This is a genomic window from Pseudoduganella namucuonensis (assembly GCF_900116645.1).
In the GTDB taxonomy this organism is placed as follows: domain Bacteria; phylum Pseudomonadota; class Gammaproteobacteria; order Burkholderiales; family Burkholderiaceae_D; genus Rugamonas; species Rugamonas namucuonensis.
This window is the reverse complement of record NZ_FPBO01000012.1, coordinates 23110-36365: the sequence shown is the minus strand read 5'-3', so window position 1 is coordinate 36365 and position 13256 is coordinate 23110. Positions and strand designations below refer to the sequence as shown.

12 protein-coding genes are annotated in these 13256 nt (G+C 68.2%); 4 read left to right on the top strand and 8 right to left on the bottom strand.

Going from position 1 to position 13256, the window contains the following annotated elements; genetic code table 11:
* Window positions 1-15: 15 nt before the first annotated feature.
* Window positions 16-783, bottom strand: a complete 768-nt coding sequence (gene ompR, locus BM436_RS14465) for an osmolarity response regulator transcription factor OmpR (protein ID WP_093556234.1) — start codon at window positions 781-783, stop codon at window positions 16-18.
* A 179-nt stretch (window positions 784-962) separates the two neighbouring features.
* On the opposite strand from ompR, the gene BM436_RS14460 reads away from it, so the two are divergent.
* From BM436_RS14460 to BM436_RS14450, 3 genes are all read left to right on the top strand, one after another.
* On the top strand, window positions 963-1328 hold the full coding sequence (locus BM436_RS14460; RefSeq protein WP_229490296.1) for a hypothetical protein: 366 nt from the start codon (window positions 963-965) through the stop codon (window positions 1326-1328).
* Between the two features lie 233 nt (window positions 1329-1561).
* On the top strand, window positions 1562-3448 hold the full coding sequence (locus BM436_RS14455; RefSeq protein ID WP_229490294.1) for a flagellar assembly protein A: 1887 nt from the start codon (window positions 1562-1564) through the stop codon (window positions 3446-3448).
* Between the two features lie 11 nt (window positions 3449-3459).
* Complete coding sequence (locus BM436_RS14450) at window positions 3460-5325, top strand: flagellar assembly protein A (RefSeq protein ID WP_371859641.1); 1866 nt, start codon at window positions 3460-3462, stop codon at window positions 5323-5325.
* Here BM436_RS14450 and arfB read toward each other — a convergent pair.
* Window positions 5319-5717: an alternative ribosome rescue aminoacyl-tRNA hydrolase ArfB gene (gene arfB / locus BM436_RS14445; protein WP_229490293.1), complete on the bottom strand. Its 399-nt coding sequence runs from the start codon at window positions 5715-5717 to the stop codon at window positions 5319-5321. The two genes, BM436_RS14450 and arfB, sit on opposite strands and share 7 nt — an antisense overlap.
* Window positions 5707-6879 (bottom strand): HDOD domain-containing protein, encoded by a 1173-nt coding sequence (locus BM436_RS14440; protein ID WP_177307203.1) that lies wholly within the window; start codon window positions 6877-6879, stop codon window positions 5707-5709. Before BM436_RS14440 ends, arfB begins: the two co-directional genes overlap by 11 nt.
* Before the next feature lie 179 nt (window positions 6880-7058).
* Between BM436_RS14440 and BM436_RS14435 the strand changes: the two genes are divergently transcribed.
* A complete protein-coding gene (locus tag BM436_RS14435) occupies window positions 7059-7544 on the top strand; it encodes a chemotaxis protein CheW (protein WP_093556231.1) in 486 nt (161 codons plus the stop codon).
* Between the two features lie 34 nt (window positions 7545-7578).
* On the opposite strand, the gene BM436_RS14430 is transcribed toward BM436_RS14435, so the two are convergent.
* From BM436_RS14430 to BM436_RS14410, 5 genes are all read right to left on the bottom strand, one after another.
* Window positions 7579-9576 (bottom strand): ATP-binding cassette domain-containing protein, encoded by a 1998-nt coding sequence (locus tag BM436_RS14430; protein ID WP_093556230.1) that lies wholly within the window; start codon window positions 9574-9576, stop codon window positions 7579-7581.
* A 12-nt stretch (window positions 9577-9588) separates the two neighbouring features.
* Window positions 9589-10476 (bottom strand): 50S ribosomal protein L3 N(5)-glutamine methyltransferase, encoded by an 888-nt coding sequence (gene prmB / locus BM436_RS14425; protein ID WP_093556229.1) that lies wholly within the window; start codon window positions 10474-10476, stop codon window positions 9589-9591.
* Window positions 10477-10508: 32 nt separating this feature from the next.
* Window positions 10509-11642, bottom strand: coding sequence for a succinyl-diaminopimelate desuccinylase (gene dapE / locus BM436_RS14420; RefSeq protein ID WP_093556228.1), 1134 nt, complete (start codon window positions 11640-11642; stop codon window positions 10509-10511).
* A gap of 1 nt (window position 11643) precedes the next feature.
* Window positions 11644-11997: an ArsC family reductase gene (locus BM436_RS14415; protein ID WP_229490291.1), complete on the bottom strand. Its 354-nt coding sequence runs from the start codon at window positions 11995-11997 to the stop codon at window positions 11644-11646.
* A gap of 96 nt (window positions 11998-12093) precedes the next feature.
* Window positions 12094-13236, bottom strand: coding sequence for an MFS transporter (locus BM436_RS14410; RefSeq protein WP_093556226.1), 1143 nt, complete (start codon window positions 13234-13236; stop codon window positions 12094-12096).
* Window positions 13237-13256 lie beyond the last annotated feature (20 nt).

Below are 13256 nucleotides of genomic sequence, written 5' to 3'. Positions count from 1 at the left end.
GCGGCTGCCGCCGGATCAGCGCGGCTGGCCCTCCGGAATGAAGACATAGCCCAGGCCCCACACGGTCTGGATGTACAGCGGGCTCGATGGGTCGGGCTCGATCAGCTTGCGCAGGCGCGAGATCTGCACGTCCAGGCTGCGGTCGAACACCTCGTATTCGCGGCCGCGGGCCAGTTCCATCAGCTTTTCGCGCGACAGCGGCTGGCGCGCGTGGCGGGCGAACACCTTCAGCACCGAGAACTCGCCGGTGGTCAGCGGCACCGTCTCGCCGCTCTTCTTCAGCGTGCGCGTGCCCAGGTCCAGCACGAACTGGCCGAACTCGAAGGTCTGCGGGGTTTCGGACGGCGCGCCCGGGATCTCGTCGGGCTGCTTGCGGCGCAGCACGGCGCCGATGCGGGCCACCAGCTCGCGCGGGTTGAAGGGCTTGGGCAGGTAGTCGTCGGCGCCCATCTCCAGGCCGACGATGCGGTCCACGTCCTCGCCCTTGGCGGTCAGCATGATGATGGGGGTCTGGTCGCCGGCGCCGCGCAGGCGGCGGCAGATCGACAGGCCGTCCTCGCCCGGCAGCATCAGGTCCAGCACCAGCAGGTCGTAGCGCTCGCGCAGCCACAGCTTGTTCATGGCGGTGGCGTTTTCCGCGGTGAACACGTTGAAGCCCTGCTCGGTGAGGTAGCGGCGCAGCAGGTCGCGCAGCCGGACGTCGTCGTCCACCACCATGATCTTGGCCTGGTGGCCGTGCTGGCCGTTGTTGTGGTTGCCGTTGTCGCTCGTAGTCGTTGTCATGATGCAGCCCGATGGGTCTAGGAATTGTCTTAAGTATGTCGCTATGGTAACGTCATATTCGCCGCTGGCAAACGCTTGCACAAACGCATTACAAACTGTTACAAACTTTACGCTAACAGCCTTACCCTGGCGGGGAATAGGCCATACACTTGGGGCTAGGTAGTACGAAGAGGAAGACCATGAGCAAGCAACTCCACAATTCGAACGCGTCGCCCCGTGCGCATGAGCTGGTCCGCGTTTGCGTGGGGACGCTGGCCGTGTGCTTTTCCCTGTTGGGCGTGTCCGCCCACGCCAACGGCCCAGGCGACCGCGACGCCCCGCCGCGCAAGGAAGAGCGCGGCGACAACCGCCCGCAGCGCCCGGAGCGCGATTCGCGTTCCTTCGAGGCGCGCGCCGAGGAGCACCGCCGGGTGCTGCAGGAATCCACCAGCAACGCCGAGACGGCCCGCCGCGCCGGCCGCATGACGCCCGACGAGCGCCGCGACCTGCGCCGCCAGATCAACGAGGCCGGCCAGGAAGTCTACGCCATCCCGCCACGCCGTTAAGCCTTCATCTCCAAACCCTCCGCCACCCGGCCTTCGCCGGGCGCCTTTGCTCATCAGTGTACCGCCGCCGGCCAAGCGCTGGCGCGGGCTTGCGCTTGGGCGTAGCATTGCTGCAGCGCGCCAACGAAAATTCCATGTTGTACTTGGCTTACGTGTAACATTATTTCCTTGCAGGAATCACGTTTCCCATGGATGATGTTGTCGCTGGCATTTTCCATGCTCGGAGGATATTTGTGGTAGACAAAGTCGCAGCGGCCAACGCACCAGTTCTGCCCAATGGCGTGATCCAGCGCCAGGACGGCGTGTTCCTGGACGCCGCGCAGCCTCCCGCCACCTTCATCGCCGCCATCGGCCAGCTGTTCCTGTCCGGCCTGTTCCTGGCAGGCCTGGACTACCCGGTGTTCATCAAGGCCCTGTTCAACGTCGGGCCGCCGCTGCCGCCGGGACCGCCCGGCGAGGCGCTGATACGCATCGCCGACGCCGCGCTGCGCTTCGAGCCGCAGCGCCGCGCGCTGTACCGCGGCTTCAAGATGGGCCAGGGCTTGGCCGAATACGTGTTCGAGCCGCTGTTCTACGAGGAGGAGGTGCTGCCCGACGGCACCGTGATCCCGGAACGCCCGGTCAAGCTCGACGCGGACGAGTTCGTGGCCGAGCTGTGGAACAAGGGCGTGCGCTACGGGATCGACCTGGACGCGGTGCGCGCCGCCATCGCCGCCAGCCGCGGCGACCGCACCACGGTGGCGCGGCGGCTGGAGCCCGAGCCCAGCATCGACGCCCACGTGGTGGAGGTGTCGCAGGAGCTGCACCGCAGCGACGCGCCGCGCGAGAAAAAGGACGGCAGGGTGGACCTGCACAGCTTCCAGAACCGCTTCCCGCAGATCCGCAAGGGCATGCGCCTGCTGCGCAAGATGCCGGGCGTGAGCGGCGCGCGCGGCCTGGAGGTGAGCGGCGTGGTGCTGCTGCCGCAGCCGCCCGCCGACCTCGATTTCCGCCGCTGGATAGGCGAGGGCACGGTGATCGAGCGCGCCGCCGAGGGCGAGTTCCTGGTGGCCGACAAGGATGGCTTCCTGGACGTCGACGCCAAGGCCGGCACGATCTCGGTGCGCGACAAGATCATCAGCCGCGACGGCGTGAGCGGGCGCACCACGGGCAACCTGGAGCTGGCCGGCGCCTTCGAGGAGTTGGGCGACGTGCAGGAGCTGCGCGAGGTGATGGGCAGCGACATCACCATCCACGGCAATGTGTTCGGCAACATCACTTCCAGCGGCGGCACCATCGCGCTGGGCGCCAACCTGGTGGGCGGCAGCGCCGTCAACGCCAAGGGCGACATCCGCATCAAGGGCGTGGCGTCCGGCGCCATCGTGCACGCGCGCGACGGCGACGTCACGCTCAAGGGCCGGGCCGAGAACTGCGTCATCATCGGCACCAGGGTGGTGATCGAGGAGGCCTCCAACTGCGAGATCATGGCCGACGAGCTGCGCATCGGCCTGGCCGAGGGCTGCGCCGTGGCCGCGCGCGTGGTGGAGATCGAAAGCGCCGGCCCGCGCCGGCAGACCGAGATGCGGGTGCTGATGCAGGTGCCGGACCTGGCCCCGCTCGACGCCCAGCTCGCGGAGCTGCGCGACAAGTGCGCCGCGCTGGAGGCGCTGCGCGCGCAGTTCCAGGACGAGGCCAACCAGATCACCTCGATACCGCAGGTGCGCGGCTACATGACGCTGACGGCGCAAATGCGCAAGGGCGAGCTGACGCTGACGGCGGAACAGGCGCCGCAGCTGAAGAAAATGGCGGCGGCGGTGGAGCCGCAACTGAAGACGGTGGGGCACCTGCTGCAGAAAATGAAGGCCGCCGAGTCGCAGCTGGGCGTGCGGCGCGCGCAGATGGACGAGCTGCTGTGGCAGAAAATGGCGGCCTCCGGCCAGGCGCGCTGTAAAATCCAGATGGTGTCCGGCGAGACCACGGTGTGCACCCTGCCGCTGAAGGCCGACGCCAGGACCGCCGCCAATGTCGCGCCCAAGGACTGCAAGGCCTTCCTGCGCGGCGCCCAGCCGGGCAGCGAGGTGGTGTTCTCCGAAACGATGGGCGCGCTGGACTGGGTCTATAGTGTCGAAGAGCGGGATTGAGGGGAATGCGGGTGTCCAACGACGTACAGGCCGCTGAAGCGCCGGCGGGGGGCGAATTGCCATCCTCGCTGGTCCAGCGCGCGGACGGGGTCTACTTCCGCGGCGACGCCACGGCGGCGGCCAGCCAGGCCGCGGTGAACCACGTCTTCCTGGGGAACGGTTATTTCACGGGGCTGGACTACGCGGTCTTCATCCGCGCGCTCTACAACGCGGGCGCGGAGCTGCCGGACAATGTGAAGGGCAAGCCGCTGATCCGTTTCGCGGACGGCATCGCGCCGTTTCCGCCCGAGCGCCGAGAGCTGTACAAGTCCGTCAAGATCATCAACGGCGAGGCCGAGTACTATTTCGAGCCCGTGTTCTTCTTCGCCCCGGACATGCCGCCGCAGCCGGCCAGGCTGATTTTCGAGGAATTCGTTGCCGACATGTGGGTCAAGGGCATCCGCTTCGGCATCGACGCGCCGGCGGTGCGGGCCACCATCGCCGCCGGCCGCGTCACGCGGCTGATCGCGGCGCGCCGGCTGGCCGCCACCCCGGGGCGCGACGCCGCCATCGTCGAGGTGTCGCAGAGCCTGCACCGCAGCAACGCGCCGCGCGAGATGGCCAATGGCCGCTTCGACCTGAACACCTTCCAGAACCGCTTCCCGCAGGTGCCGCCGCACGTCAAGCTGCTGCGCAAGGTGCCGATGGTGGCGGGCATCCGCGGCTACGAGCTGTCCGGCATTCCGCTGGAGGCGCCACAGCCCCGGGACATCGACCTGGCCAGCGTGGCCGGCCCAGGCACCCTGGTGGAAACCGTGAACGGCGTGGAGTTCCTGGTCTCCGCCGTCGAGGGCTTCATCAGCGTGGACGGCAGCAAGAAGATCTCCATCGGCCCCAAGATCATCAGCCGCGAGGGCGTCAGCGTGCGCACCACGGGCAACCTGCAGCTGACGGGCGAATACGAGGAGTTCGGCGAGGTGCAGGAGCAGCGCAGCGTCGACGGCGGCAGCATCACCATCCACGGCGACGTGTACGGCAACATCAATTCGCGCGGCGGCGTCATCAACCTGCAGCGCAACCTGATGGGCGGCGCCGCCACCAACGTGGACGGCCACATCAACGTCAAGGGCGTGGCCTCGAACGCGGTGCTGCAGACCAAACAGGGCGACGTGGTGCTGGGCCGCGCCGAGAGCTGCATCATTTCCGGCACCCGCGTGGTGATAGGCGAGGCGTCCAACTGCGAGATCATGGCCGACGAGGTGGTGATCAAGAACGCGTCCGGTTGCGCCATCGCCGCCCGCCGCATCGAGATCGGCAGCGCCGGCCCGCGCAAGCAGATCGAAATGCTACTGTTCCCCATGGTGCCGGACACCGCCAAGTACGACAAGGCCATCGCCGAGTACGAGGAAAAGGCCGCGCGCCACGGCGCCGTCGCGGCCCGCCACAAGGCCGACATCGACGCCATCACCAACGAGCCGGACGTGCGCAACTACCTGACCCTGGCGACCCGCGTGCGCAAGCAGGAGGTGGTGCTCACGCCCGAGCAACTGGCGCTGTTCCAGAAGATGGCGGTGCAGGTGGGACCGGCGTTGCGCTCCGTGGGCAAGCTGTCGCTGAGCGCCAAGGAGGCGCAGGGCCTGCAGGCGCAGACGCGCGAACAGGCCGCCGCCGTGCTGCGCCAGAAGGAAGCGCTGCTGGGCGAGGGCCGCTGCGTGGTGAAGCTGGTGGAGGGCGAAACCGTGGTGCGCACCATGCTCTACAACCCGGACCACGGCGCCGCGTACGACCTGGCCCCGAGGGAAATCAAATCCCGCCTGCGCGCCACGGCGTCGCGCGTGGCGGCCATCTTCAGCGGCAGCAGCGGCTCGGTGGACTGGCGGGCCGTCCCGGCTCAGTAACGCACTTTGCCGCGCAGCTGCTTGCGCTCCGCGTCCTTGGTCTTGCCGTCCAGCCGCTTGCGCTGGGAACTGCGGGTGGGGCGCGTGGGCCGGCGCGGCGTGGGCAACACGGCCACGCCGTCCACCAGTTCCCGCAAGCGCCGCAACGCCTCCTCCTTGTTCGCCTCCAGGCTGCGCGACTGCTGCGCCTTCAGCACCACCACGCCATCCTTGGTGATGCGCTGGTCGCGCAGCGCCAGCAGGCGTTCCTTGATGGCGTCCGGCAGCGTGGAGGCGGCGATGTTGAAGCGCAGGTGCACCGCGTTCGACACCTTGTTGACGTTTTGCCCGCCCGGCCCCTGCGCGCGGATGGCGGAGAACTCCACCTCGTCCGGATTGATGTCAATGTTCACGTTGTTCCAGGTCGGCGTGGCAGGCCAGCGCCTCGGGTGGCAGGGCGTCGAACATGGCGTCGTCCACGTCCTCCGGCTTGCCATGCATGGACAGCACCTTGAGCTTGGCCAGGTAGTCGGCCAGCGCCAGCACGCGGCCCATGGGTGATTGCGCGGCGCCGCGCCGCAGCGTGTTCTGTTCGCGCACGGCCTGGATCACGGCGGGCGGGAAGCGCCATTCCTGCGCGATGCCGGCGGCGACCAGGTTGGCGCTGTTTTGCAGGCGCTCGCAGTATTGTTTGCCACCCATGCCACCCATGCCACCCATGCCGTGCGCCGGCCCCGTAGCCTGGTCCATCATGCGCAGCGACACCAGCAGGCCGGCGTTCTGCACCAGGCCGGCGAGGAAGACGTCCAGCGGCTCCACCGCCTGCGACGGCGCCAGCATGCGGCAGGCGATGGCGCAGTATTCGGCCTGTTCCCAGATGCGCGGCGCCAGCTGGCGCGTGTACGGGCCGGAGTTGAGGTCGACGATGGGCTTGAAGGCGACGGCGGTGACCAGCTGGCGCAAGCCCTCCTGGCCGATCACCATGACCGCGTGCTCGATGCTGGAGACGGGCTTGCCGGAGCCGAGCGCGGTGCTGTTGGCCAGGCGCAGCACGGCCGCCACCAGGACCAGGTCGCTGGAGATCTTGCGCGCCACGTCGGCCGCGTGGAAGTTCTCGCTGCGCAGGCTCTGCAGCAGTTGCGGCAACAGGCCGGGCATGCGCCGCATCAGGTCCGCGCCCGTTTGCGGCGCGCGCACGATGTCGGCCAGCGCGGCCAGCACGCTGGCCTCGGCGGGGCTGATGTCTTCACGGTCCGGCTGGACGGGGCCGAACAGCCAGGCGAAATAGCGGTCGTTGGCGTGGTCGGCCTGGCCGTAGGCGGGAACGGGGGCGACGCGCGTGGACGGCTTGGCGGCCGTCGCGTTGCCCGCCGGGCCGGTGGCTGCGTGGGCCGGCGCCACAGCGGCTGCGGACGTGCGGGGCGCGGCTGGGCCAGTGGGCGCGCGAGCGGGCGCCACGGCGGCGGGCGGCGCGCCGGGCTCGCTGGCCGCGTCAGGCGCGCGGGGCGGGCTGGGCGTGGCGGGGCCGCGCGGCTCGTCGGCGCCGTTGATCAAACGCTTGAGCCACTGGTACATGGGCAGGCCTTCTTGTGAGACATCGGGTGGGTGTGGGCGCGGGCGTCCATCCATTGTAGCGTTTTCCGCGGCGCCGATGATCGACTGTGTTGCGCGGGAAACATTGACTGCCATCAACTCTTGCCGGGACGACGACGGTTAGGATAGGTGTACGCGTGACTCACAGCGAAAGGAACACCATGCAATCCGCGACCCCTATCGGCGCCCAGGAAACCGCGCCCCGTCAGTATCTGAGTTTCCGTCTTGGCGGGCTGGAGTACGCACTCGACTATCGAAAGGTGCGGGAATTGCGGCCGCTGAACGCGCTCGAGCGCATTTCGGAGGATGGCGAGATCATCGGCGGCGTGGCGGTGTCGCGCGGCTTGATCATGCCGATCGTGGACATGCGCATCGCCTTCGGACCCCGCCCGCCGCAGCACGACCCGCGCACGGACGTGATCATCCTGCAGCTGTCGACCTGCGTGATGGGCATGGTGACCGACGGCGTGACCGACGTCGTCACGCTGGCCGAGGAGAAGATACAGCCGATGCCCGGGCTGGCCAAGGAGGTGGACTATCTGCTGGGGATAGGGGAAACGCCGGCCGGGAGGCGGTTGATCGTGGTCGACATCGACAAGCTGATGGCGATACGGCGCGCGGGCCGGGGGGCGCTGCACGCCGCGTAGGCGGCGCGCGGCACTGGCGCGGCGTTGGCTTGGATTACGCCGCCAGGCCTTCCAACTGCTCCTGCAGCTCCAGCCACTCGCCCTCCAGCTGTTCCAGGTCCTTGGTGTAGAAGGCCTGGTCGGCCAGCAAGGCCTTGAGCTTGACCTTGTTGGCCGCCTCGTAGATGGCGCTGTCGCCCATCTTCGTGTCGATCTCGGCCTTCTGCGCCTGGCGCTTGGCGATGCTCTCCTCCAGGCGCTTGATCTTGTTCTCGATCGGCTTGCGCAGCGCGGACAGCTTCTGGCGCTGCTCGGCGTCCAACCGCTTCTGGTCCTTGCTGTTGGCCACAGGCGCGGCCGGCGGCGCCACGGGCGAGGCCACCGGGAAGTCGGCCTTGTTGGCCTTGCCGGCCGCCGGCAGCACGTCGGTGCCCTTGCCCAGCTTGGTCTGGAACAGCCAGTCCTTGTAGTCGTCCAGGTCGCCGTCGAACGGTTGCAGCTTGCCGTCGGCGACGATGATGAACTGGTCGGTGGTCGCGCGCAGCAGGTGGCGATCGTGCGACACCACCACCAGCGTGCCCTCGAACTGCGCCAGCGCCTCGGTCAGCGCCTCGCGCGTTTCCAGATCCAGGTGGTTGGTCGGTTCATCGAGCAGCAGCAGGTTGGGGCGCTGCCACACGATCAGCGCCAGCGCCAGGCGCGCCTTCTCGCCGCCGGAGAACGGCGCGATCGAGCTGGTGACCATGGTGCCGGGGAAGTTGAAGCCGCCCAGGAAGTTGCGCAGTTCCTGCTCGCGCACGGTGGGCGCGATCTTGGCCAGGTGCCACAGCGGCGATTCGTCGTGGCGCAGCATCTCCACCTGGTGCTGGGCGAAGTAGCCGATGTTCAGGCCCTTGCCCATGGTGGCGTCGCCCGTCAGCGGCGACAGCTCGCCGGCGATGGTCTTGATCAGTGTGGATTTACCCGCGCCGTTCACGCCCAGCAGGCCGATGCGCTGGCCGATCTGCAGCGAGAAATTGATGCCGTGGACGATGCTCTTGGTGGTGACGTCGCCGGTGTCCTGGTTCTCGATCCGGTAGCCGGCGTCCACGTCCTCCATCACCAGCAGCGGATTCGGGGCGCTCAGCGGCTCGCGGAACTCGAAGGAGAACTCGGCTGCCGCGCGCAGCGGCGCCAGTTCCTCCATCTTGGCCAGCGCCTTCATGCGGCTCTGCGCCTGGCGGGCCTTGGAGGCCTGCGCCTTGAAGCGGTTGACGAACGATTCCAGGTGGGCGCGCTTGCGCTGCTGCTTTTCCAGCGCGCCGGCGGCCAGGATCATCTGCGCCGCGCGCTGGCGCTCGAACGACGAGTAGTTGCCCGAGTAGCGCTTCAATTTGCGCTCGTCGATGTGCACCACCACGTTCACCACCTCGTCCAGGAAGTCGCGATCGTGGGAGATGATGATCAGGGTGCCGGCATAGCGTTTCAGCCAGTCCTCCAGCCAGATGATGGCGTCCAGGTCCAAGTGGTTGGTCGGTTCATCGAGCAGCAGCAGGTCGGAAGGGCACATCAGCGCCTGCGCCAGGTTCAGGCGCATGCGCCAGCCGCCGGAGAAGCTGGCCACCGGCAGTTGCATCTGGTCCAGCGTGAAGCCCAGGCCCAGCAACAGCTGTTCGCCGCGCGACTGCACGGTGTAGGCGTCGGCGTCGGCCAGCGCGCTGTAGATCTCGCCGATGGCGATGCCGTTCTCGCTGGTGGCCGGTTCCGATTCCAGGCGCGCCAGTTCCGCCTCCAGCTTGCGCAGGTTGACGTCGCCGTCGATGGCGTAGTCCAGGGCGCAGCGTTCCAGCGGCGGGGTTTCCTGCGCCACGTAGGCGACGCGCCATTTGGCGGGGAAATCGATCTCGCCCTGGTCCGGATGCAGCTCGCCGCGCATCATCGCGAACAGGCTGGATTTGCCGGCGCCGTTCGCGCCGATCAGGCCGATCTTGTCGCCGGGGTTGAGGGTGACATCGACCTGCTCCAGCAGCGGCTTCACGCCGCGCATCAGGCTTACTTGAATAAAACGTATCATTTGTTGTTCTTCTTAGATTTTCAGTTGGTCCGCCGTCAGCAGGAACACCATGTCGTCGCCGGCGCTGGTGGTGAGCCAGGTCAGGCCCAGGTCGCCGAAGGCTTTTTCCGCGAATTCGCGCTCGTTGCCGATTTCAACGATCAGCAGGCCCTCGTCGCTCAGGCGTTCGGCGGCGCCGGCCACGATCCTGCGCACCAGGTCCATGCCGTCCGCGCCGCCCGCCAGGGCGATTTGCGGCTCGGCCAGGTACTCGGGCGGCAGCTTGGCCATGGAACCCGAGTTCACGTACGGCGGGTTGGTGACGATCAGGTCGTACTTCTTGTCCGGCACGTTGGCGTACAGGTCGGACTCGATCAGGTTCACGCGGCCTTGCAGCTTGTAGGTGTCCACGTTGATGCGGGCCACGTCCAGCGCGTCCTTCGAGATGTCCACCGCGTCCACTTGCGCGTTCGGGAAGGCCTCGGCCAGCATGATGGCCAGGCAACCGGAGCCGGTGCACAGTTCCAGCACGTTGGTGGTCGCCTCGGGGTCCACCATCCACGGCGCGAAGTAGTCCGGGATCAGTTCCGCGATGAAGGAGCGCGGCACCAGCGCGCGCTCGTCCACGTAGAAGCTGTAAGGGCCCAGCCACGCTTCCCGGGTGATGTAGGCGGCCGGCACGCGGTCGGTGGCGCGGCGCTCGATCACGGCCAGGATGGAATCCACTTCCTGCGGCAGCAGGCGCGCGTCCAGGAACGGGTCCAGCTTGTCCAGCGGCAGCTTGAGCGTGTGCAGGATCAGGTAGGCCGCCTCGTCCAGCGCTTCCACGCTGCCATGGCCGAAGAACAGCTTGGCGGTGTTGAAACGGGTGACGGCGTAGCGCAGCAGGTCGCGCGGCGTGGTGAATAGGGAAGTGGTCATGATTGTTCTCGGATAGGTGGCCGTCGCCGACCTTAGGTCAGCAGGTTTTCCAGGGTACGGCGATAGATGTTCTTCAGCGGATCGATGAAACGCAGCTCGATGTGCTCGTCGATCTTGTGGATGCTGGCGTTCGGAGGGCCGAATTCTATCACCTGGGGGCAGATCTGCGCGATAAAGCGCCCGTCCGAGGTGCCGCCGGTGGTGGACAGTTCCGCCTCCACGTCCGTCTCCGCCTTGATCGCCTTGCAGATCGCATCGCTCAGCGTGCCGCGCGGGGTCAGGAAGGGCAGGCCGCTCAGCGCCCATTTCAGTTCGTATTCCAGGCCGTGCTTGTCCAGGATGGCGTGCACGCGCGCCTTCAGGCCCTCGTGCGTGCTGGCGGTGGAGAAGCGGAAGTTGAAGTCGACCACCACGTCGCCCGGGATCACGTTGTTCGCGCCGGTGCCGCCCTTGATGTTGGACATCTGCCAGGAGGTCGGCAGGTAGTACTCGTTGCCGTGGTCCCAGACTTCGGCCACCAGCTCCGCCAGCGCCGGCGCCGCCTGGTGGATGGGGTTGCGCGCCAGCTGCGGATAGGCGATGTGGCCCTGCACGCCCTTGATCGTCAGCTTGCCCGACAGCGAGCCGCGGCGGCCGTTCTTGATCACGTCGCCCAGCGTCTTGTCGGAGGTCGGTTCGCCGACGATGCAGTAGTCCAGCGTCTCGCCGCGCGCCTTCAGCATATTGCAGACCACCACGGTGCCGTCGGTGGCCGGGCCCTCCTCGTCGCTGGTGATCAGGAAGGCGATCGAACCCTTGTGGTCCGCGTGGGCGGCCACGAACTCCTCGCACGCCACCACGAAGGCGGCGATGGAGGTCTTCATGTCGGCGGCGCCGCGGCCATACAGCTTGCCGTCGCGGTGGGTGGGGTAGAAGGGCTCGGACGACCATTGCTCGACCGGGCCGGTCGGCACCACGTCGGTGTGGCCGGCGAACACCAGCACCGGGCTGGCCGTGCCGCGGCGCGCCCACAGATTGGTCACGTCGCCGGAGACGATGGTCTCGCACTGGAAGCCGAGCGGCTCGAGCAGGGAGATCAACTGGTCCTGGCAGCCCTTGTCTTCAGGGGTGACGGAGGCGCGGCCGAGCAGTTTCTCGGTCAGGGCGAGGGTGCGGGAAGTGGTCATGTTATTTGGCGAAGATCTGGCGGTAGGCGTCGGGCGAGAAGCCGACGTGGCAGGACGCGCCGGCGCCTTGCAGCACCGGGCGCTTGATCACGGACGGGAACTCCAGCATCAGCGCGGTGGCGCTGGCGGCGTCGTTGACGGCGGCCTTGCGCTCGTCCGGCAGGCCGCGCCAGGTGGTGCCCTTCTTGTTGACCAGGACTTCCCAGTCCAGGGTCCGCAGCCAGCCTTGGACGGTGCCGGCCGTCAGGCCCTGCTTCTTGAAGTCGTGGAAGGTGAAATCCTGTTGCTGGTCGGCCAGCCAGACGCGGGCTTTCTTCACCGTGTCGCAGTTGGGGATGCCGTAGAGAGTAATCATGAGTGTTCGGGGATGCGGGGCCGCGCCGGGGTGGCGGCCGAAGTGCAGCATTATAGCTTGAGTGACACCGCCCGCCCACGCCGCGCGGGGCCGGTGTCAGGCCCCGGCGGCGATGCGCGAGCGCGAACTGGCCGCCACCAGCAGCATGGCGCAGCCCAGGCCCGCGAAGGCCGCCTGCAGGCTGGAGGCGTGCGCCACGAAGCCGATCAGCGCCGGGCCGGCCAGGATGCCGGTGTAGCCGATGGTGGAGATGGCGCCCACGGCCAGGCCGGCCGGCATGTCCTTCTGGCTGCCCGCCGCCGTGAACAGGATGGGCACGATGTTGGACGCGCCCAGGCCGATCAGCACGAAGCCCAGCAGCGCGACCAGCGGCGTCGGCGCCAGCACGGCGGTGAAAAAGCCCGCCGCCGCGCACAGCCCGCCGGCCAGCAGCACGCGCCTGCCGCCGAAGCGGGAGACGATCTTGTCGCCGGTGAAGCGGCCGGCCGTCATGGCGATGGCGAAGGCCGCGTAACCGAGGCCGCCCTGGTCCGCGCTCAGGCCCGCGCCGCTGGTCAACAGCAGGGCGCTCCAGTCCAGCACCGCGCCCTCGGCCATGAAGCAGGCGAAGCACAGCGCGCCGATGATGGCGACCGCGCCGCGCGGCACGGCGAACATGCGGCTGTCGCCCTCCGAGGGCGGCGGCTCGCGCAGCAGGTGGGGCGCGGCGGCGACCAGCGCGGCGGCCGTCACGCCGGTGGCCACCAGCGCCGCCGCCAGGGTGCCCACGCCGGCCCACAGCATCAGCGCCATGCCGCCCGCGCCGGCGAAGCCGCCCACGCTGAACAGGCCATGGAAGCCGGACATCATGGCACCGCCGTGGTTCTTCTCGACGATCACCGCCTGCACGTTCATGGCCACGTCCAGGGTGCCGATGGCGGCGCCGAACAGGAACAGTGTGAGCGCCAGCATCAATGGCGTGGGGGCGATGGCGAGGAAGGGCAGCACGGCGCAGGTGATGGCGCCGGACACCAGGATCACCGGCCGGCAGCCGAAGCGCGACGTCAGCGCGCCGGTGGCCGGCATGGCCAGCAGCGAACCTATGCCCAGGCAGAGCAGCAGCATGCCCAGTTCGGCGGGATCGAGACGCAGGCGTTCCTTCGCGTAGGGCACCAGCGGCGCCCAGGCGGACATGGCGATGCCGGCGGCGAGGAAGGACAGGCGGGTGGAAAAGCGGTGGCTGGTGTTGGTATTACTCATGGACATCCTGCTGGACGAAG

Bases quoted from the DNA above. Each gene is read 5' to 3' on its own strand.
- ompR (WP_093556234.1), bottom strand. From the start codon at position 783: ATGACAACGACTACGAGCGACAACGGCAACCACAACAACGGCCAGCAC.
- BM436_RS14460 (WP_229490296.1), top strand. From the start codon at position 963: ATGAGCAAGCAACTCCACAATTCGAACGCGTCGCCCCGTGCGCATGAG.
- BM436_RS14440 (WP_177307203.1), bottom strand. From the start codon at position 6,879: ATGTACCAGTGGCTCAAGCGTTTGATCAACGGCGCCGACGAGCCGCGC.
- BM436_RS14435 (WP_093556231.1), top strand. From the start codon at position 7,059: ATGCAATCCGCGACCCCTATCGGCGCCCAGGAAACCGCGCCCCGTCAG.
- BM436_RS14430 (WP_093556230.1), bottom strand. From the start codon at position 9,576: ATGATACGTTTTATTCAAGTAAGCCTGATGCGCGGCGTGAAGCCGCTG.
- prmB (WP_093556229.1), bottom strand. From the start codon at position 10,476: ATGACCACTTCCCTATTCACCACGCCGCGCGACCTGCTGCGCTACGCC.
- dapE (WP_093556228.1), bottom strand. From the start codon at position 11,642: ATGACCACTTCCCGCACCCTCGCCCTGACCGAGAAACTGCTCGGCCGC.
- BM436_RS14415 (WP_229490291.1), bottom strand. From the start codon at position 11,997: ATGATTACTCTCTACGGCATCCCCAACTGCGACACGGTGAAGAAAGCC.
- BM436_RS14410 (WP_093556226.1), bottom strand. From the start codon at position 13,236: ATGAGTAATACCAACACCAGCCACCGCTTTTCCACCCGCCTGTCCTTC.